The sequence below is a fragment of the Sulfitobacter sp. PM12 genome, from assembly GCF_045586035.1.
GTDB lineage: Bacteria > Pseudomonadota > Alphaproteobacteria > Rhodobacterales > Rhodobacteraceae > Sulfitobacter > Sulfitobacter pontiacus.
The window spans coordinates 1,633,168-1,650,427 of the sequence record NZ_CP151529.1; the positions used below are offsets into that span (position 1 = coordinate 1,633,168).

Here is a 17,260-nt window from a genome sequence, read left to right on the forward strand (position 1 = left end):
AGCAAGCCGATGAATTTTCACGATGTCAGATTTCCACCTAGCCTGAGCTTTGGATCTCTCGGGGGGCCGCAACGCCGTACCGATGTGGTGACGCTCGCCAACGGGTATGAAGAGCGCAACACCCCCTGGGCCCATTCACGCCGTGTGTATGATGCGGGGCTGGGGATGCGCTCTATCGACGATGTCCAAGCGCTCACGGGGTTCTTCGAGGCACGTATGGGGCAGATGTACGGGTTTCGCTGGAAGGATTGGGCGGATTTCAAATCCTGCGCCTCTTCGGCCGGGGTCACGTTCGAGGATCAGAGCCTTGGTTTCGGGGATGGTGTGCGGACGGACTATCAACTGGTCAAGACCTATAGCTCGGGTGGGCATAGCTACATCAGGCCGATCACCAAGCCGGTTGCCGGAACCGTGCGCGTGGGGATAGAGCAGGACGCCCTGCAAGAGGGGAGCGACTATGAGGTTGACCTGAGTACGGGCATCATCCGTTTCGCCCATGCGCCGGACCCCGAAATGCAGGTGTCGGCGGGGTTCGAATTCGACGTGCCTGTCCGCTTTGACACGGATCGCATTCTGGTCAGCGTTGCCAGCTTTCAGGCGGGGCAGGTGCCGGATGTGCCTGTGATCGAGGTGCGGGTATGAGCGGGGCGGGCAAAGACGCGGTGTTGGCGCATGCGCGCACGGGTCTGACGACGCTGTGCACGGCGTGGGCAATCCGGCGGCGGGACGGGGTGACGCTGGCGTTTACCGACCATGATCAGCCGCTCGGCTTCGACGGGTTGGCGTTTCGTGCGGATAGCGGGCTGAGTGCGCGGGCCTTGGCGCAGAGCACGGGGTTGTCGGTGGATAACACAGAGGCGCTGGGCGCGCTGAGCGATGACGCGATCCGCGAGGACGAGATCGAGCAGGGGCGCTTTGACGGGGCGGAGGTGTGCTGCTGGCGGGTGAACTGGGCCGATGTGACCGCCCGCTGCATGATCTTTCGCGGCACGATTGGCGAGATGCAGCGCGCGGGCGGTGCCTTTCGCGCAGAACTGCGCGGGTTGACCGAGGCGTTGAACCGGCCCTTGGGGCGGGTGTTTCAGAAGCCCTGCACCGCGGTGCTGGGGGATGCGGCCTGCGGGTTTGATCTGGCGACGGCGGGCTATGCCGTGACACTCGCCGCGCAGGAGAACGAGGACGGACGGGTGTTCCGTTGGGAGGGGATCGACGGGTTTGACGACGCATGGTTCGCGCGGGGGCGGCTTGAGGTGCTGGACGGCCCTGCGGCGGGGCTTTGGGGTGTGATCAAACACGACCGGGTGCTGGAGGGTCGGCGCGAGGTCGAGCTGTGGGAGCCGATCCGCGGTGCAATCACCGCCGGGCAACGGCTGCGACTGGTGGCAGGCTGCGACAAACGCCACACCACCTGTCGGCTGAAGTTCAACAACCTGCTGAACTTTCAGGGCTTCCCTGATGTGCCGAGCGCGGATTGGATGATGGCGGTGCCGAAATCCTCGGGCAGCAATACCGGCGGGTCGCTGAGATGAGCGCGCGCGGGACCGCCGTGGTGGCTGCGGCGCGGGGATGGATCGGCACGCCCTACGTGCATCAGGCGGCGCGCAAGCGGGCGGGCTGTGACTGCCTTGGCCTGTTGCGCGGTATCTGGCGCGAGGTGGTGGGGGAGGAGCCGGAGGCGATCCCTTCCTATTCAATGGACTGGTCAGAACCACAGGTGGACGAGCGGCTTTGGCGTGCTGCGCTGCGTCACCTCTCCCCCAAGGTCCTGATCGATGAGGCCCCCGGTGACGTGCTGTTGTTCCGCATGCGCAGCGGGGCGGTGGCGAAACATCTGGGCGTGGCGGCAGAGGTCGGCGCGCAGGCGAGCTTTATCCACGGCTACAGCGGGCATGGGGTGACGGAAAGCCCGCTGAGCTTGCCGTGGCGCAGGCGCATTGTGGCGCGTTTTGAATTCCCGGCGGAGGCGATCTGATGGCGACGATACTTCTTTCAACCGCAGGTGCGGCGATTGGCGGCTCTGTCGGGGGCACATTGGCAGGCTTGTCTTCGGTCGCCATTGGGCGTGCCGTGGGGGCGACCCTTGGCCGTGTGATCGACCAGCGGCTGCTGGGGCAAGGGGCGCAGGCGGTCGAGACCGGCAAGGTCGACCGCTTTCGTCTGACCCAGGCGGGCGAAGGCGCGGCGATTGCGCAGGTCTATGGCCGGATGCGTGTCGGGGGACAGGTGATCTGGGCCTCGGATTTCGCCGAGACCACGACAGTGACGGGCGGCGGCGGTGGCAAGGGCGCGCCCTCGACCCCGCAGACGACGGAATACAGCTATAGCGTCAGCCTCGCCATTGCCCTGTGCGAAGGGGAGATTACCAGCATTGGCCGGATCTGGGCGGATGGGGAGGAAATCTCGGCACAAGCGCTGAATATGGCGGTTTATCGCGGGACGCGCGATCAACTGCCCGACCCAACGATTGCCGCGATAGAGGGGGCGGACGCGGTGCCGGCCTATCGTGGCACGGCCTATGTGGTGATGGAGAACCTCGGGCTGGGGCCCTTTGGCAACCGCGTGCCGCAGTTTTCCTTCGAGGTGCTGCGTGCAGAGGAACCGGATGCGCCTGCGGCCGACATCAGTGTCACCCATGGGGTCAAAGGTGTCGCGCTGATTCCCGGCACAGGGGAATACGCGTTAGCGACGACTCCGGTGCATTATACCGACGGACAGGGTGGCCGGTGGAGCGCGAATGTCTCTACCCCCGACGGGCGCAGTGATTTCACCGCCGCGCTGGAGGATGCCACGCAGGACCTGCCGCAGCTGGCTGCCGCGTCGCTGGTCGTCTCGTGGTTCGGCGATGATCTGCGGTGCGGAGAATGCCGCCTGCGCCCCAAGGTGGAAAGCGCCGAGGACGAGGGCGAAAACATGCCGTGGCAGGTGGCCGGTCTGACCCGCGGCACCGCCGAGGTGATCGCCCGCGAGGACGACCGACCGGTCTATGGCGGCACCCCCACAGATGCCGCGGTGATCGAGGCGATCCATGCCATTCAGGCGGCGGGAAAGGCGGTGATGTTCTACCCGTTCATCCTGATGGACCAGCTAGAAGGGAATGCCTTACCCGATCCCTATAGCGATGCGGGCACCCAGCCCAAGTTGCCTTGGCGGGGGCGGATCACGCTGGCGAAAGCGCCGGGTCAGGCGGGCAGCTCTGACGGGACGCTGAGCGCGCATAACGAGGTGGCGGCGTTCTTCGGCACGGTAACGGCGGCGGATTTTACCGTTGCGGGCGGGCAGGTCACCTATACTGGCCCACAGGAATGGTCGATGTCGCGGTTCATCCTGCATTATGCCGCCCTGTGCAAAGCCGCAGGCGGGGTAGAGGCCTTTTGCATCGGCACCGAGATGCGCGGGCTGACGCAGATCCGCGGGGCGGGGAACAGCTTTGTCGCGGTGCAGGCGTTTCGCGCGCTGGCCGCAGAGGCGCGGCTGCTTTTGGGCGCGGGCACCAAGATCAGCTATGCTGCGGATTGGTCCGAATATTTCGGCTATCACCCGCAAGATGGCAGCGGCGATGTGTTCTTTCACCTTGATCCGCTGTGGGCCGACGACACGATCGATTTCATCGGTATCGACAATTATATGCCGCTGTCCGATTGGCGCGACGGTACAGATCATCTGGACGCGCAGCAGAGCGACAGCATTTATGCTCTCGACTATCTGGCGGGTAATGTTGCGGGGGGCGAAGGGTTTGATTGGTATTACCATTCGCCCGAGGCGCGCGCGGCGCAACGCCGTACGCCGATCACCGATGGCGCCCATGGGGAGCCTTGGGTTTACCGTTACAAGGATCTGCGCGGCTGGTGGGAGAACCTGCACCACAATCGTATTGGCGGCGTGCGCGCAGCGGAGCCGACAGGCTGGCAGCCCGGATCCAAGCCCATCTGGTTTACGGAATACGGCTGCGCGGCGGTGGACAAGGGGACCAACCAGCCGAACAAGTTTCTTGACCTCAAAAGCTCTGAAAGCAGTTTGCCGCGCTATTCGTCGGGCGCGCGGGATGAGTTGATGCAAATGCAATATCTGCGTGCCGTGGCGGATCACTGGCGGGATCCGGCGCATAATCCGGTCTCGGCGGCCTATGGCGGACCGATGGTGGATATGACCCGCGCCTTTGTTTGGGCCTGGGACACGCGGCCCTATCCCTTCTTTCCCAATAATCGCGCGCTGTGGAGCGATGGTCGAAATTACGCCCGTGGGCATTGGCTGAACGGCCGCAGTGCAGCGCTGCCCTTGTCCGAGCTCGTGGCGGCGATCTGCCGTCGTGCTGGCGTTAACGATTTCGATACCTCTGGGCTGTATGGCTATGTCCGCGGCTATGTGGTGGACGAGGTGGCCGATGCGCGCGCGGCGTTGCAGCCGTTGATGCTGCGCTATGGCTTTGATGCGGTGGAACGCGACGGGGTGTTGCGTTTCATCATGCGGGACGGATTGGATGCCGTGCCGCTGAACAGAGAGACGTTGGCTGTTTCGGGTGATCTGGAGGCACCGGTGGAACAGTCCCGTGAGGCAGAGGCAGAACTTTCGGGGCGTCTGCGCTTGCGGTTTGTGCAGGCGGATGGCGACTACGAGGTGATCGCGGAAGAGGCGATCTTGCCTGACGACGCGGCCCATGCCGTGGCGATGTCAGAGTTCAATATGGCGCTCACCCGGGCGGAGGGGCACCAGACAGCTGAACGCTGGCTGACAGAGGCGCGTGTGGCACGCGAAGGGGTACGTCTGGCGTTGCCGCCGTCGATGATGGATGTCGGCGCGGGTGATGTGATTGCCTTGCCGCCAGATGATGGCGAGGGGGAGGCGCTGTACCGCGTGGATCGGGTCGAGATGGGGGAGATGTCTTTGATTGACGCCGTGCGGATTGAGCCCGAGGTCTATGACCCCGCGGCCTTAGATGACGAATTGGTCGCGTTGAAACCCTTTGTCGCGCCCGTGCCGCTGAACACGCTGTTTCTGGACCTGCCGCTGCTGCGCGGTGACGAGGTGCCCCATGCGCCGCATATTGCGGCCAGCGCACGGCAATGGCCGGGCAATGTCGCGGTCTATGCCTCTGGCGGGGAAACGAATTTCAGGTTGAACACCCTGATGCCCCTGCGCGCGACAATGGGGGGCACGCAAAACGACATGGCCCATGCGCGCCCCGGTGTGGTGGATCGCGGGCAGGCGCTGCAGGTCATGCTGACCAGCGGCGTGTTAGAGAGTGTTGATGAGGCCGATCTGCTGGGCGGGGCCAATCTGGCGGCGATCGGCGACGGCTCTGCCGACCGGTGGGAGGTGTTCCAGTTCGCGCGGGCCGAGCTGATCGCCCCGCAAACCTATCTTCTACGCGACCGATTGCGCGGGCAAGCGGGGTCGGATGGGGTGATGCCGGATGTCTGGCCGGCGGGATCGCAGTTTGTGCTGCTCAACTCTGTCCCTCGCCAGATCGAACTGAGCCCGAACCTTTTGCGGATCGCGCAGACCTATCGCATCGGGCCTGCGGGCCGTCCGCTGAACGACCCAAGCTACGTTCAAAAAACCGAGAGCTTTGACGGCAACGGGCTGCGCCCCTATCGGCCCTGCCACCTGCGAATAGAAGAAGAGGCGGGGGCGTTGCGGTTTGGCTGGATACGCCGGACGCGGATCAATGGCGACGGGTGGACGGGTTTCGATGTGCCACTGGCTGAGGAAAGCGAACAATATCAGCTGCGTATCCTGCAAAACGGTGTTGTCCTGCGCGAAGAGCTCGTGGACCGGGCAAGCTGGACCTATACCGCCCAAATGCGCGCGAGTGACGGGGCGGCGGGGGCGGCGTTGATCAGTGTTGCGCAGGTTTCTGCGCTATACGGGGTGGGGCCCGCGCTGTTTGGCGAGATCAATTTGTGATAAACTGCGCGTGTAAACCTTTGGCTTTGCGTTTGGCACTTGGGCGGAACCTGCTATATCGTGGGGACAAAGAAGGATGGTCTTATGGCAAATGCACGCACGAATATCGCCACGGTGGATCCGGTTTGGGATCAGATCCAGACGGAAGCACAGAATGCTGTCCGCGATGAGCCGCTGATTGGCGGTTTTGTCCACGCTACGATTCTGCACCATAAATCCATCGAGAAAGCGCTATCTTACCGTATCGCGGCGAAGCTGGCCTCGAATGAAATGTCGATGATGGTGGTCCATGAGATGGTGGAGGAGGCCTTTGCCAGTGATCCCGACCTGATCAAGGCGGCACGTGCCGATCTGGTGGCGATTTACGAGCGTGACCCCGCCTGCCACCGGCTGTTGCAACCGATCCTGTATTTCAAAGGCTATCAGGCCGTGCAGGCCTACCGTGTGGGCCATCACCTGTGGAAACAAGGTAAACGGGATCTGGCCTATTTCGTGCAGATGCGCGTGAGCGAGATTTTTGGCGTCGATATCCACCCCGCCGCGACGATCGGCAAGGGAATCATGATCGACCACGCCCATTCCGTCGTGATCGGCGAAACCGCGGTCGTGGGCGACAACGTGTCGATGCTGCACTCGGTCACTTTGGGCGGGACGGGCAAGGAAGAGCAGGACCGTCACCCGAAAATTGGCAACGGCGTGCTGATCGGCGCAGGGGCGAAAGTGTTGGGCAATATCTCTATCGGGCATTGCTCGCGCATTGCGGCGGGGTCTGTCGTGCTGGAATCCGTGCCGCCCTGCAAGACCGTCGCGGGCATCCCTGCGCGGGTCGTGGGTGAGGCGGGTTGCGATCAGCCGTCGGTTCTGATGGATCACATGCTGGGGCCGCAGGGCGATATTAATATGTAATGCTAGGGGATTGAGGCCGCGCGCCTTAGTCGAGATGTGAAAAGGCCGGACCCGTCATAGGGGCCGGCCTTTTTTTGTGAGGCCGGGGGCTGTCTGCCCCCGGACCCCCGAGGATTTGGATCCATTTGGAAGCGGGGTTACGCCAGCATCATCATGGGGTTTTCGAGGTTGTCCTTGATGGCGCTGAGCAGCTGCGCGCCCAAGGCACCGTCGATGACGCGGTGATCGACCGAGAGGGTGACGGACATCACCGTGGCGACGGCGAGCTCCCCATCTTTGCCGACGACCGGTTTCTTGACGCCCGCACCGACGGCCAAAATCGCGCCATGGGGTGGGTTGATGACCGCATCGAAGTTGTCGATCCCGAACATGCCGAGGTTCGAGATGGCGAAGCTGCCGCCCTGATATTCATGCGGCGCAAGCTTGCGGTCGCGTGCACGGGTGGCGAGGTCTTTCATCTCGGCCGAGAGGGTCGAGAGCGATTTCATCTCGGCGTCTTTCAGCACAGGCGTGAACAGGCCGCCCTCGATGGCCACGGCGACGGCCACATCCGAGGGCTTGAGCTTGAGGATGCGATCACCGGCCCAGACGGCATTGGCGTCAGACACGGTTTGCAGCGCCAGCGCACAGGCCTTGATGATGAAGTCATTGACCGACAGCTTCACGTCGCGGGCTTCGAGTTGTTTGTTCAGCTCACCGCGGAACTTCAGCAGCGCGTCGAGTTCGATATCGCGGCGCAGGTAGAAATGCGGGATCGACTGTTTGGCTTCGGTCAGGCGCGCGGCGATGGTCTTGCGCATGCCGTTGAGGGAGATTTCCTCGAACGCGCGGCCTTCGTAGATTTTCATCACGGCGTCGGCGGAAGGGCCGGCGGCAGGGGCCGCTGTGGCTGCCGGTGCGCTGGCGGTTTGCGTGCTTTCGGCCGGTTTGGCTTTGGCGCTACCGGCGGAGGCTGCCTCCACATCTGCTTTGATGATGCGACCATGCGGGCCAGAGCCGGAGAGTTCGGTCAGGTCCACGCCTTTGTCTGCCGCGATGCGACGGGCCAGCGGTGTTACAAACAGCCGTTTGCCGTCACTGCCCTTGGGCGCGGCGGGTGCGGATGTGCCTGTGTCATTGGCGTCGCTTTCGCCGCGGCCGTAGCCTTTTTCAGGGGCCGCGTCCTGGTCGGGGGCATCCTCCTTGGCGCTGTCCTTGGCATCCGGGGCAGGGGCGCTGGTATCAATGTCTGACGCCTCTTCGCCCTCTTCCAGCAGCACGGCGATGGGGGTGTTCACCTTGACGCCTTCGCTGCCGTCACCGATCAGGATCTTGCCGATTGTGCCTTCGTCGACGGCTTCGAATTCCATCGTCGCCTTGTCGGTTTCAATCTCGCACAGGATATCCCCGGAGGAGACGCTATCCCCTTCGGAGACAAGCCATTTCGCCAGCGTGCCTTCTTCCATCGTGGGGCTGAGGGCGGGCATGAGGATTTCTATGGGCATGTGGACCGCTCCTTACTTGTAGGTGACTTTTTTGACCGCCGCGATAACCTCGTCCGTGGTGACAAGCGCCAGTTTTTCGAGGTTTGCGGCATAGGGCATGGGCACATCTTTGCCGGTGCAGTTGATCACCGGCGCATCCAGATAGTCAAAGGCTTCCTGCATGATCACGCTTGAGATGTAATTCCCAACGGAGCCTTGCGGCCAGCCCTCTTCGACGGTGACAAGGCGATTGGTCTTCATCACCGACTTGATGATGCTGGCGGTGTCCATCGGGCGCAGGGTGCGCAGGTCGATGACTTCGGCGTCGATGCCTTCTTCGGCCAGCTTTTCAGCGGCTTCCAGCGCATAGGTCATGCCGATGCCAAAGCTGACGATCGTGACATCTGTGCCCTCGCGCCAGATGCGGGCCTTGCCGAAGGGGACGGTATAATCCTCGACATCGGGCACATCGAAGGATTTGCCGTACATGATTTCATTTTCAAGGAAAACGACGGGGTTGGGGTCGCGGATCGCGGTTTTCATCAAGCCTTTGGCATCGGAGGCAGAATAGGGCATCGCCACCTTGAGGCCGGGGATCTGCATGTACCACGCGGCGTAATCCTGGCTGTGCTGCGCGCCGACGCGGGCAGCGGCACCGTTTGGTCCGCGGAAGACCATTGGCGCGCCCATCTGACCGCCGGACATATAAAGCGTTTTCGCGGCGGAGTTCAGGATGTGGTCGATCGCCTGCATGGCAAAGTTCCAGGTCATGAATTCGACGATGGGGCGCAGCCCGCCAAAGGCAGCACCCACACCGATACCGGCAAACCCGTGCTCGGTGATCGGCGTGTCGATGATCCGCTTGGCCCCGAATTCGTCCAGTAAGCCTTGGGAAATTTTATAGGCACCTTCGTATTCGGCGACTTCCTCGCCCATCAGGAACACGTCTTCGTCACGGCGCATTTCTTCGGCCATGGCGTCGCGCAGGGCCTCGCGTACGGTCTGCTGTTTCAGCTTGGTGCCTTCGGGCCAGTCTGGGGTGGTGTCGGTTTCTGGGGCTTTCGGGGCTTCGGCATCGGGCTTGGCGGCGGCGGGCGCTTTGTCGGATTTAGCGTCGTCGCTGTCGTCGGCTTTGGTCTGTTCCGCCGGTGCGGCGCTGGAGGCGCTGTCGATGTCAGAGGCGTCTTCGCCCTCTTCCAGCAGCACGGCAATGGGGGTGTTGACCTTGACGCCTTCGGTGCCGGCGTCGATCAGGATCTTGCCAATGGTGCCTTCGTCGACGGCTTCGAATTCCATCGTGGCCTTGTCGGTTTCGATCTCGGCCATGATGTCACCCGAGGACACGGTGTCGCCCTCTTTGACCAGCCATTTGGCAAGCGTGCCTTCTTCCATTGTGGGGCTCAGTGCGGGCATGAGAATTTCGATTGCCATGGTTCAAGCCTCCTGTGGGACTTCGGTTGCGTAGATATCTGTCCAAAGCTCTTCCGCCGCGGGTTCGGGGCTTTCTTTGGCAAACTCGGCGCTTGCGTTAACGATTTCCTTAATCTCTTTGTCGATCGCTTTCAGATCGTCCTCGCTGGCGTGTTTATGTTCCAGCAGGATGTTGCGCACCTGTTCGATGGGGTCGCGTTCGTCGCGCATTTTCTGCACTTCTTCGCGGGTCCGGTATTTGGCCGGGTCCGACATGGAATGCCCGCGGTAGCGGTATGTCTTGATTTCCAGAATATAGGGGCCGTCGCCCGAGCGGCAGTGTTTCACCGCGCGTTCGCCCGCGTCCTTGACCGCCAGCACATCCATGCCGTCCACTGCTTCGCCGGGGATGCCGAATGCCTTGCCGCGTTCCCAGATTTCAGCGCTGGAGGTAGAGCGCTGCTGCGAGGTGCCCATGGCATATTGGTTGTTCTCGATGATGAAAATCACCGGCAGTTTCCACAGGGCGGCCATGTTGAACGTCTCGTAGACCTGACCCTGGTTCGCGGCACCATCCCCGAAATAGGTAAAGGTAACGTTGTCGTTGCCCTTATACTTGTCCGCAAAGGCGATGCCCGCGCCAAGGGGCACGTTCGCGCCCACGATACCGTGGCCGCCATAGAATTTCTTTTCCTTAGAGAACATATGCATGGACCCGCCCTTACCGCGGGAATAGCCGCCTTCGCGGCCGGTGAGTTCGGCCATCACCCCGTCGGGGTTCATGCCGCAGGCCAGCATATGCCCGTGGTCGCGGTAGGTGGTGATGCGGCTGTCGCCGTCCTTGGCCGTGGCTTCAAGCCCGACGACCACCGCTTCTTGTCCGATATACAGGTGGCAAAAACCACCGATCAGCCCCATGCCGTAGAGCTGGCCCGCTTTTTCCTCGAACCGCCGGATCAGCAGCATATCGCGGTAATAGGCCTTGAGCTCTTCGGCGCTGGCGTTTGTCTTTTTCGTCGGTTTCTGGGCAGCCATGGGGCAATTCCTCCGTAGTTTGTCCCGCGCACGCGCAAAATAGTTTAGCGTTAAACTATCTCTTATCGGATTCGAGCAATGATGGCGAGAGGCATTTACAAGTCACGCAATACCCTGCTGGCGGGGCGTGAATTTTTTATGACGCTGCGGGGGATTATGCCGGATGATGCGCGGGTATCAGCGGATCACGATTTCATCGGCGCGGATCATCCCCAGCACCTTGCGGGTCTGTTCGTCCAGTAGGTCGAGATCAAGATATTCGTCAGACAGACGATGGGTCAGGTTCTCCATCCGCGCCACATCAATCTGCACCTGTGCAAGCTGTACCCGCAGATCCTGCGCTTCGGCCACGATCTCGGCGCGGCGAAACAGGCCGTAGTTCCCCTGAATCGCCGCGAAAGCGAAATAGAGGCTCAGCGCGAAGGCGATCGCGAAAAACAAGAGGGTGCCAAAAGCGGGTTTGCTGCTGCGATTCATGTATCTGCCTTTAATCGTCTCTTAGTGGACGTTCCCCCAGTATGACACAGGTGATTCGCGAAGGGAATCCCCCGTCTTGCGATTGGCAAGAAAATGTTCATCTTTTTAGGGGGTTGGGCAAGGATGTCGCATATCTTTCCCGCCAGTCGCATCGCAGCGCCGCGACTGGCGGGGGATAAGGTCAGGCGTCCAGCGCGGCGACGCCGGGGAGGGTCTTGCCTTCCATCCATTCAAGGAAGGCACCGCCCGCGGTGGAGATATAGGTGAAATCCTCCGCCGCACCTGCCTGGTTCAACGCGGCCACGGTGTCGCCACCGCCCGCCACCGAGATCAGCGCGCCGTCGCGTGTCAGCGCAGCCGCTGCCTTGGCCGCGGCGACGGTTGCGGTGTCGAAGGGGGCGATCTCGAACGCGCCCATGGGGCCGTTCCAGATCAGGGTTTTCAGGCCGTCAAACGCGTCTTTGACCAGTTCAACCGTCTTCGGGCCTGCGTCCAGTACCATCTGGTCCGCTGCCAGTACGGTATCGGCCCCAAGGGCTGCGACCTCATGCGCGGCATGGGCGGCGAATTCCCGCGCGACAAGCCCATCTACGGGCAGCAAAACGCGGCAGCCGGCCTTTTCCGCCTGTGTCAGAATATCCTTGGCGGTGTCGTAAAAATCGGGTTCAGACAGGGACTTGCCCAGATCTGCGCCTTGTGCGCCCAGAAACGTATTGGCCATGCCGCCCCCGATCACCAACAGATCCAGCCGGTTCACGAGGTTTTCCAACAGCTCGATCTTGGTCGATACTTTGGCACCGCCCACCACCGCGCCGACGGGGCGTTTCGGAGTGGCCAGCGCGGCTTCAAGCGCCGAAAGCTCGGCCTGCATCAAGCGGCCCGCACAAGAGGGCAAGAGCCGCGCGACCCCTTCGGTCGACGCATGGGCGCGGTGCGCGGCAGAGAAAGCATCATTGCAATAGATGTCGCCCAAACCGGCCAGACGTTTGGCAAAATCGGGGTCGTTCTCGGTCTCGCCCGGATAGAAACGGATGTTTTCGAGCAGCAATACATCGGCGGCGTTGATCTCTTCGGTGCCCGCCTCGGCGGCCTCGAGCGTTTCGGCCAGCACGACTTTGCGGCCCAAGGCATCCTCCAGCGCGGGGAGGACGACACGCAGGCTCAGATCCTGCACGCGTTTGCCCTTGGGGCGGCCAAAATGCGCCAGCAACACAGGGGTGCCACCCTGTTCCAGAATGTCGCGCAGGGTGGGGATGATCCGCTGGATGCGGGTGTCGTCCGTTACCTTGCCGTTTTCAACCGGCACGTTGATATCCACGCGCACCAGAACCCGCTTGCCGCGCAGGTCCATGTCATCCAATGCTTTCCAGCCCATCTTGTCCCTCGTGTAAAACCACAATTCCCGTCGTGTTTTGCCGTTATTGCCGTCAGGGTCAATGGACCCGCTTGGCAATTGCGCTTGCACGTCCTAGGTAATTGCCAACGAAATTCTTAAAGGAGACCGGCATGGCCGAGATCAAAGACCCCGAAAACACGATCCTGATGGAACTGAAGGGCGGCACTGTCACCATCCAGCTGTTGCCTGATGTGGCCCCCAAACACGTAGAGCGTATGAAGGAACTGGCCCGCGCTGGTAAATACGACAACGTGGCCTTTCACCGCGTGATCGAAGGGTTCATGGCGCAGACAGGCGACGTGGCCAACGGCAACATGGAAGACAATTTCAACCTGCGCGCCGCGGGGACCGGTGGGTCGGACATGCCGAACCTGCCAGCCGAATTCTCCAAAGTGCCGCACGCTCGTGGCAGCATCGGTGCCGCGCGTTCCGCCAACCCCGATAGCGCAAACAGCCAATTCTTCATCAACTTCAAAGACAACGACTTCTTGAACGGTCAGTACACCGTTTACGGTCAGGTCATCTCGGGGATGGAGCATGTCGACGCGATCACCCGTGGCGAGCCGCCAGCGAACCCTGATCGGATGATCAGCGTCAAGGTTGCCGCTGATGCGTAATCTGATTGCAGCAGGCGTTGCCTCTGCCGTGATGGCAGGGGCGGCTTTTGCGGATGGTCTGGCGATCACCGTGGATGGCGAAGCGCAAGGCACCATCAAGATCGATCTGGCCGAAGATGTGGCCCCCGCGCATGTGGCACGGCTGAAAGAGCTGGCCGAAGCAGGGGCCTACGATGGCGTGGTATTTCACCGCGTGATCGACGGGTTCATGGCGCAGACCGGTGACGTTGAATTTGGCAAGGCTGGTGGGGACACAGGCCGCGCGGGCATGGGCGGTTCCGACCTGCCTGACCTGCCTGCCGAATTCTCGGACATCCCCTTTGACCGCGGTGTCGTCGGCATGGCTCGCAGCCAGAGCCCGGATTCCGCGAACTCGCAGTTCTTTATCATGTTTGACCAGGGGCACTTCCTGAACGGGCAATACACCGTTGTGGGCAAAGTCACCGAAGGGCTGGACGTGCTGGACGCGATCAAGCGCGGGACCGGCGGTAACGGTGCTGTCACCGGCACGCCCGACCGTATGGTCGAGGTCAAGGTGACCGAATAATCATCGCGAAGGGCAGGGGTGCTTGCGCCTTTGCCCCGCTTTGGTCGCGCAGCACTTCGCAACCGAAGATTTTGATATCTCAACGAAAAAGGGCGTCGCAGCAGTGCGACGCCCTTTTACATTCATCACCCTTGTCCGATCAGGACGCCGGGTTCGGCTTTTGTGCAGGGGCGGATTTCGCGCCGGGGTTCAGCGGGTCGTCCTGACGCTGAACGGAGCCTTCGAAATGCGCACCGGATTCGATGGCGATGGTTTTGTGGATGATGTCGCCTTCGACGCGGGCGGTCGATGTCAGGCGGACTTTCAAACCGCGCACGCGGCCGACGATACGACCGTTGATCACAACGTCATCGGCGATCACTTCGCCCTTGATGGTCGCGGTTTCGCCGATGGTCAGCAGATGGGCGCGAATGTCGCCTTCCACGGTGCCTTCAACCTGGATGTCGCCGGTTGTTTTCAAGTTGCCGGTGATGTGCAGATCGGAGGACAGCACGGAGGCAGGTGGTTTTGCCTTGGGCGCGCTGGCCTTGAATTCGCTTTGCTTGGGCGCAGCCGGTGCAGAGGATGACGGTGCAGCGGTGCTGGACGTGTCTGCGTCGGACTTAGGAGCGGGATCATTGATTTTGCTTTTAGAAAACATCGTTTGCAGCCTTGATAAAGATCATTGGATTTACAGCCTTGCCACCGACACGGACTTCGTAATGCAGGTGGACACCAGTAGACCGTCCTGATGTTCCCATATCACCTATCCGCTGTCCGCGCGATACCCTTTGGCCGACTTTTACGCGCAATTTAGACATGTGTGCGTAACGTGTCTCGACCCCGAATTCATGTTGGATTTTAACCAGTCGCCCGTAGCCAGAGCTCCAGCCCGCGTGGGTCACAACCCCTTCGGCGGTGGAGTGGATGGGCGTGCCCATACCGGCGGCGAAATCTGTCCCGCTGTGCATCCGGCGGCCCCCCGTCTTGGGATCGCGGCGGTAGCCGAACGGGCTGCTGAAGCGGAACGAGGATTTCAGCGGGTTCGCAAAGGGCGCTTTTTGCGCGGCAATGCGGTACATGTTCAGCTTGTCCATCTGGCCAAGCAGACGGTTGGCGCGCAGGGTGTCCGGGGAAGGAGCCTCCCCCCGTGTGGAAAAGCTTAACGGCATCAGCGGGCCACCCTGACCGGAATAACCGCGGCGCACGGTGGCCAGCATCCGGTCGGTCGGCATGCCCGCGCTGCGGAACATTTTATCAAGCGGGGCAACAGAAACGGTCATCGCCTCTTCAAGCTGGCGGAAAATCGCGTCGTTCTGTTCGCGCATCAAGGCCAGCTTCTGGTTCAGTTCATCCGCCTGGATCAGCGCGTCTTGCGCATCAATCACCACCTGATCGCGTTCGGCGGCGGTACGCTCAAGCGCCTCTGCTAGCAGGGAAATCGGGGCGGAGGATCCGTTGGCAGCGCGTGTCGCTTTACCTTCGCCGGCGGCGGCCCCTTCCAGTTCGGCAACCTGAGTGCGCGCAGCTTCGCGGTCTTTCATCGTGTCGCGCAGGGTGCTTTGAATGACTTCGATGCCGGTCTCAAGCTCGCGGCGGCGCGTCTCGGATTGCAGCAGCTCGGACTGCATGACCGAAATCTGCTTCAGCGCGGCGTTAAACCGCTCCTGCGCGGCAACGGCCTCTTCCGCGCGCCCATTGCGCTGCGCTGAAAGATCGCTCAACCGGGCCTGATAGGTACGTTGGTCGCGTTTGGCTTGTTCGCGAAAATTGCCCGACCCGATGCTGTCCATCAGGATCACGGCGGTGGCGACGATCGACCAGGCCACAAACAGCGAAGCCCCGGTGAAGACGAAAAGCTGGGTAACGGGGCGCAGGCGGATAAAGCGTGTGTCGGTATCGGATTTCAGAAAAACGCGGCGTTCGGGAAAAAACCGTTCAAGCGCCGAATGAATTTTGATCGCAAACCTTGTCCGCACGCGTGGTATCCTTGTTCCGTCCCTGTCACAGCACGCAAGGCCCCCACCGCGCGCTGATTGTCACCCGCCGTGCTTAGCCAGTGGGGGTCCGTCGGGCAACCCTTCAGGCTTTCCCACAGGCGGTTAATGAAAGTTTAACGACAAATTTGGCAATAAATTGCCGATTCAACGGTTTGGAGGGCGAATATTTTAAACACTCTCGGTCAAGGGCCAGTAAAAATCCGGTGGAATCCCGGCCTCTGCCCGCTTCTCTTCGTTGAACGGGGGCTTGAGAACACCGTGGAAATAGGTGCGCACCAGATCGTGGAACGCCTCTTTCGGGTCAAGCTCGTGACGCCCGCACAGGAAGTGGAACCACTTTGACCCATAGGCTACATGCGCGACCTCTTCGGCGTAAATCACCTCAAGCGCGTCGACGGCCTGCGTGGCCTTGGCGCTTTTGAACACCTGAATCATATTGGGCGTCACATCCAGCCCGCGCGCCTCAAGCACCATAGGCACAACGGCGAGACGACCCATGAAATCATCCACCGTATCCTCGGCTGCGCGCCACATACCGGCATGGGCGGGCAAGGCCCCGTAGTGGCTGCCCAAAGCTTCAAGACAATCGCACATCAGATTGAAATGTTTGGATTCATCGTCGGCGGCGCTGACCCAATCATCGTAAAATCCCATGGGCATTTTGACATCGGTAAAGCGCGCAATAATGTCCCAGTGCAGATCAACCGCGTTCAATTCGATATGGGCCACGGCGTGCAGCAAGGCGATGCGCCCTTCGGGCGATCCGGGCTTGCGGTGGGGCACATCGCGGGGCGATAAAAGTTCTGGCTTGTCGGGGCGGGCGGGGCGCAACGGCGGGTTTGACGCGCCGATTTCCGGTGCCTCGCCTGCGGCGCGGGCAGCCCGCCACTCGGCCGCGTATTTGTGAGAAAGCGCGGTTTTTTCACGGCCATCCGCAGTGCGCAGCACGTTTTCCGCCATTTGGGCCAGCGCGATCATAGGGCGCGCACCGCGTCCAGTACCTCTTCCACGTGACCGGCGACTTTCACCTTGCGCCAGATGCGGGCGATATTGCCGCTCGCATCGATCAGATAGGTGGCGCGTTCGATCCCCATGGATTTTTTGCCGTACATATTCTTTTCGACCCAGACGCCATAGGCTTCGGTCACGGCCCCATCGATATCGGCCAGCAGGGGAACCGTCAGGGTATGTTTGGCCGCAAAACGGTCGTGTTTTGCCATTGTGTCGCGGGACACGCCAAAAACCACGGCACCGGCGTCGGCAAATGCTTCAAGATGTTCGGAGAACCCCACGGCCTCCTTGGTGCAGCCCGGCGTGTCGTCACGGGGGTAGAAATACAAAACCACAGCCTTGCCCCGCAGATCGGAGAGCGAAATTTCGCCACCCCCCGTCACAGGAAGCGTAAAGTCTGGTGCAGGTTGGGAAATCTCTGGCATGGGTCACTTTCTTATGTATTGGAAGCCGTTGTCTGCACTGTCATACTAGTCGGGCTTGGCAAAACTTAAACCCCAAGCCGCCCTAAAAAC

The 17,260-nt window shown here is 61.5% G+C and carries 16 protein-coding genes; 7 read left to right on the forward strand and 9 right to left on the reverse strand.

The window, feature by feature from the left end:
* Nucleotides 1–9: 9 nt before the first annotated feature.
* The 5 genes from AADW22_RS07895 (at nt 10) to cysE (ending at nt 6,810) form a co-directional block, all read left to right on the forward strand.
* Complete coding sequence (locus tag AADW22_RS07895; RefSeq protein ID WP_407473429.1) at nt 10–642, forward strand: TIGR02217 family protein; 633 nt, start codon at nt 10–12, stop codon at nt 640–642.
* Nucleotides 639–1,529: a DUF2163 domain-containing protein gene (locus AADW22_RS07900; protein ID WP_407473430.1), complete on the forward strand. Its 891-nt coding sequence runs from the start codon at nt 639–641 to the stop codon at nt 1,527–1,529. Before AADW22_RS07895 ends, AADW22_RS07900 begins: the two co-directional genes overlap by 4 nt.
* A complete protein-coding gene (locus tag AADW22_RS07905; protein WP_407473431.1) occupies nt 1,526–1,972 on the forward strand; it encodes a peptidase in 447 nt (148 codons plus the stop codon). Before AADW22_RS07900 ends, AADW22_RS07905 begins: the two co-directional genes overlap by 4 nt.
* On the forward strand, nt 1,972–5,904 hold the full coding sequence (locus tag AADW22_RS07910) for a glycoside hydrolase/phage tail family protein (RefSeq protein ID WP_407473432.1): 3,933 nt from the start codon (nt 1,972–1,974) through the stop codon (nt 5,902–5,904). The genes AADW22_RS07905 and AADW22_RS07910 overlap by 1 nt, the downstream gene beginning before the upstream one ends.
* 84 nt (nt 5,905–5,988) lie before the next feature.
* Nucleotides 5,989–6,810: a serine O-acetyltransferase gene (gene cysE, locus AADW22_RS07915; RefSeq protein ID WP_005852922.1), complete on the forward strand. Its 822-nt coding sequence runs from the start codon at nt 5,989–5,991 to the stop codon at nt 6,808–6,810.
* Between the two features lie 137 nt (nt 6,811–6,947).
* Here the strand turns inward: cysE and AADW22_RS07920 are convergent, their stop codons facing one another.
* From AADW22_RS07920 to AADW22_RS07940, 5 genes are all read right to left on the reverse strand, one after another.
* Nucleotides 6,948–8,294: a pyruvate dehydrogenase complex dihydrolipoamide acetyltransferase gene (locus AADW22_RS07920; protein WP_288960674.1), complete on the reverse strand. Its 1,347-nt coding sequence runs from the start codon at nt 8,292–8,294 to the stop codon at nt 6,948–6,950.
* 12 nt (nt 8,295–8,306) lie between these two features.
* Complete coding sequence (locus AADW22_RS07925) at nt 8,307–9,704, reverse strand: pyruvate dehydrogenase complex E1 component subunit beta (RefSeq protein ID WP_074635088.1); 1,398 nt, start codon at nt 9,702–9,704, stop codon at nt 8,307–8,309.
* A gap of 3 nt (nt 9,705–9,707) precedes the next feature.
* Nucleotides 9,708–10,718, reverse strand: coding sequence for a pyruvate dehydrogenase (acetyl-transferring) E1 component subunit alpha (gene pdhA, locus AADW22_RS07930; protein ID WP_005852939.1), 1,011 nt, complete (start codon nt 10,716–10,718; stop codon nt 9,708–9,710).
* 177 nt (nt 10,719–10,895) lie between these two features.
* Nucleotides 10,896–11,195, reverse strand: a complete 300-nt coding sequence (locus AADW22_RS07935) for a septum formation initiator family protein (RefSeq protein WP_005852941.1) — start codon at nt 11,193–11,195, stop codon at nt 10,896–10,898.
* Nucleotides 11,196–11,376: 181 nt separating this feature from the next.
* On the reverse strand, nt 11,377–12,570 hold the full coding sequence (locus AADW22_RS07940) for a phosphoglycerate kinase (RefSeq protein WP_407473433.1): 1,194 nt from the start codon (nt 12,568–12,570) through the stop codon (nt 11,377–11,379).
* A 131-nt stretch (nt 12,571–12,701) separates the two neighbouring features.
* Here AADW22_RS07940 and AADW22_RS07945 point away from each other — a divergent pair, with 131 nt between their 5' ends.
* Together AADW22_RS07945 and AADW22_RS07950 are read left to right on the forward strand one after the other, a co-directional pair.
* Nucleotides 12,702–13,208, forward strand: a complete 507-nt coding sequence (locus tag AADW22_RS07945; protein WP_009826761.1) for a peptidylprolyl isomerase — start codon at nt 12,702–12,704, stop codon at nt 13,206–13,208.
* A complete protein-coding gene (locus tag AADW22_RS07950; RefSeq protein ID WP_064216830.1) occupies nt 13,201–13,755 on the forward strand; it encodes a peptidylprolyl isomerase in 555 nt (184 codons plus the stop codon). The genes AADW22_RS07945 and AADW22_RS07950 overlap by 8 nt, the downstream gene beginning before the upstream one ends.
* A 139-nt stretch (nt 13,756–13,894) precedes the next feature.
* On the opposite strand, the gene AADW22_RS07955 is transcribed toward AADW22_RS07950, so the two are convergent.
* The 4 genes from AADW22_RS07955 to AADW22_RS07970 all read right to left on the reverse strand — a co-directional run bounded on the left by AADW22_RS07955 (nt 13,895) and on the right by AADW22_RS07970 (nt 17,170).
* A complete protein-coding gene (locus AADW22_RS07955) occupies nt 13,895–14,395 on the reverse strand; it encodes a polymer-forming cytoskeletal protein (protein ID WP_005852949.1) in 501 nt (166 codons plus the stop codon).
* Nucleotides 14,385–15,713 (reverse strand): M23 family metallopeptidase, encoded by a 1,329-nt coding sequence (locus tag AADW22_RS07960; protein ID WP_005852951.1) that lies wholly within the window; start codon nt 15,711–15,713, stop codon nt 14,385–14,387. The genes AADW22_RS07955 and AADW22_RS07960 overlap by 11 nt, the downstream gene beginning before the upstream one ends.
* Nucleotides 15,714–15,902: 189 nt before the next feature.
* Complete coding sequence (locus tag AADW22_RS07965; protein WP_407473434.1) at nt 15,903–16,712, reverse strand: ferritin-like domain-containing protein; 810 nt, start codon at nt 16,710–16,712, stop codon at nt 15,903–15,905.
* Nucleotides 16,709–17,170, reverse strand: a complete 462-nt coding sequence (locus AADW22_RS07970) for a peroxiredoxin (RefSeq protein WP_180827560.1) — start codon at nt 17,168–17,170, stop codon at nt 16,709–16,711. The genes AADW22_RS07965 and AADW22_RS07970 overlap by 4 nt, the downstream gene beginning before the upstream one ends.
* Nucleotides 17,171–17,260: the final 90 nt, after the last annotated feature.

Bases quoted from the DNA above. Each gene is read 5' to 3' on its own strand.
- AADW22_RS07895 (WP_407473429.1), top strand. From the start codon at position 10: ATGAATTTTCACGATGTCAGATTTCCACCTAGCCTGAGCTTTGGATCT.
- AADW22_RS07900 (WP_407473430.1), top strand. From the start codon at position 639: ATGAGCGGGGCGGGCAAAGACGCGGTGTTGGCGCATGCGCGCACGGGT.
- AADW22_RS07905 (WP_407473431.1), top strand. From the start codon at position 1,526: ATGAGCGCGCGCGGGACCGCCGTGGTGGCTGCGGCGCGGGGATGGATC.
- AADW22_RS07910 (WP_407473432.1), top strand. From the start codon at position 1,972: ATGGCGACGATACTTCTTTCAACCGCAGGTGCGGCGATTGGCGGCTCT.
- cysE (WP_005852922.1), top strand. From the start codon at position 5,989: ATGGCAAATGCACGCACGAATATCGCCACGGTGGATCCGGTTTGGGAT.
- AADW22_RS07920 (WP_288960674.1), bottom strand. From the start codon at position 8,294: ATGCCCATAGAAATCCTCATGCCCGCCCTCAGCCCCACGATGGAAGAA.
- AADW22_RS07925 (WP_074635088.1), bottom strand. From the start codon at position 9,704: ATGGCAATCGAAATTCTCATGCCCGCACTGAGCCCCACAATGGAAGAA.
- pdhA (WP_005852939.1), bottom strand. From the start codon at position 10,718: ATGGCTGCCCAGAAACCGACGAAAAAGACAAACGCCAGCGCCGAAGAG.
- AADW22_RS07935 (WP_005852941.1), bottom strand. From the start codon at position 11,195: ATGAATCGCAGCAGCAAACCCGCTTTTGGCACCCTCTTGTTTTTCGCG.
- AADW22_RS07940 (WP_407473433.1), bottom strand. From the start codon at position 12,570: ATGGGCTGGAAAGCATTGGATGACATGGACCTGCGCGGCAAGCGGGTT.
- AADW22_RS07945 (WP_009826761.1), top strand. From the start codon at position 12,702: ATGGCCGAGATCAAAGACCCCGAAAACACGATCCTGATGGAACTGAAG.
- AADW22_RS07950 (WP_064216830.1), top strand. From the start codon at position 13,201: ATGCGTAATCTGATTGCAGCAGGCGTTGCCTCTGCCGTGATGGCAGGG.
- AADW22_RS07955 (WP_005852949.1), bottom strand. From the start codon at position 14,395: ATGTTTTCTAAAAGCAAAATCAATGATCCCGCTCCTAAGTCCGACGCA.
- AADW22_RS07965 (WP_407473434.1), bottom strand. From the start codon at position 16,712: ATGATCGCGCTGGCCCAAATGGCGGAAAACGTGCTGCGCACTGCGGAT.
- AADW22_RS07970 (WP_180827560.1), bottom strand. From the start codon at position 17,170: ATGCCAGAGATTTCCCAACCTGCACCAGACTTTACGCTTCCTGTGACG.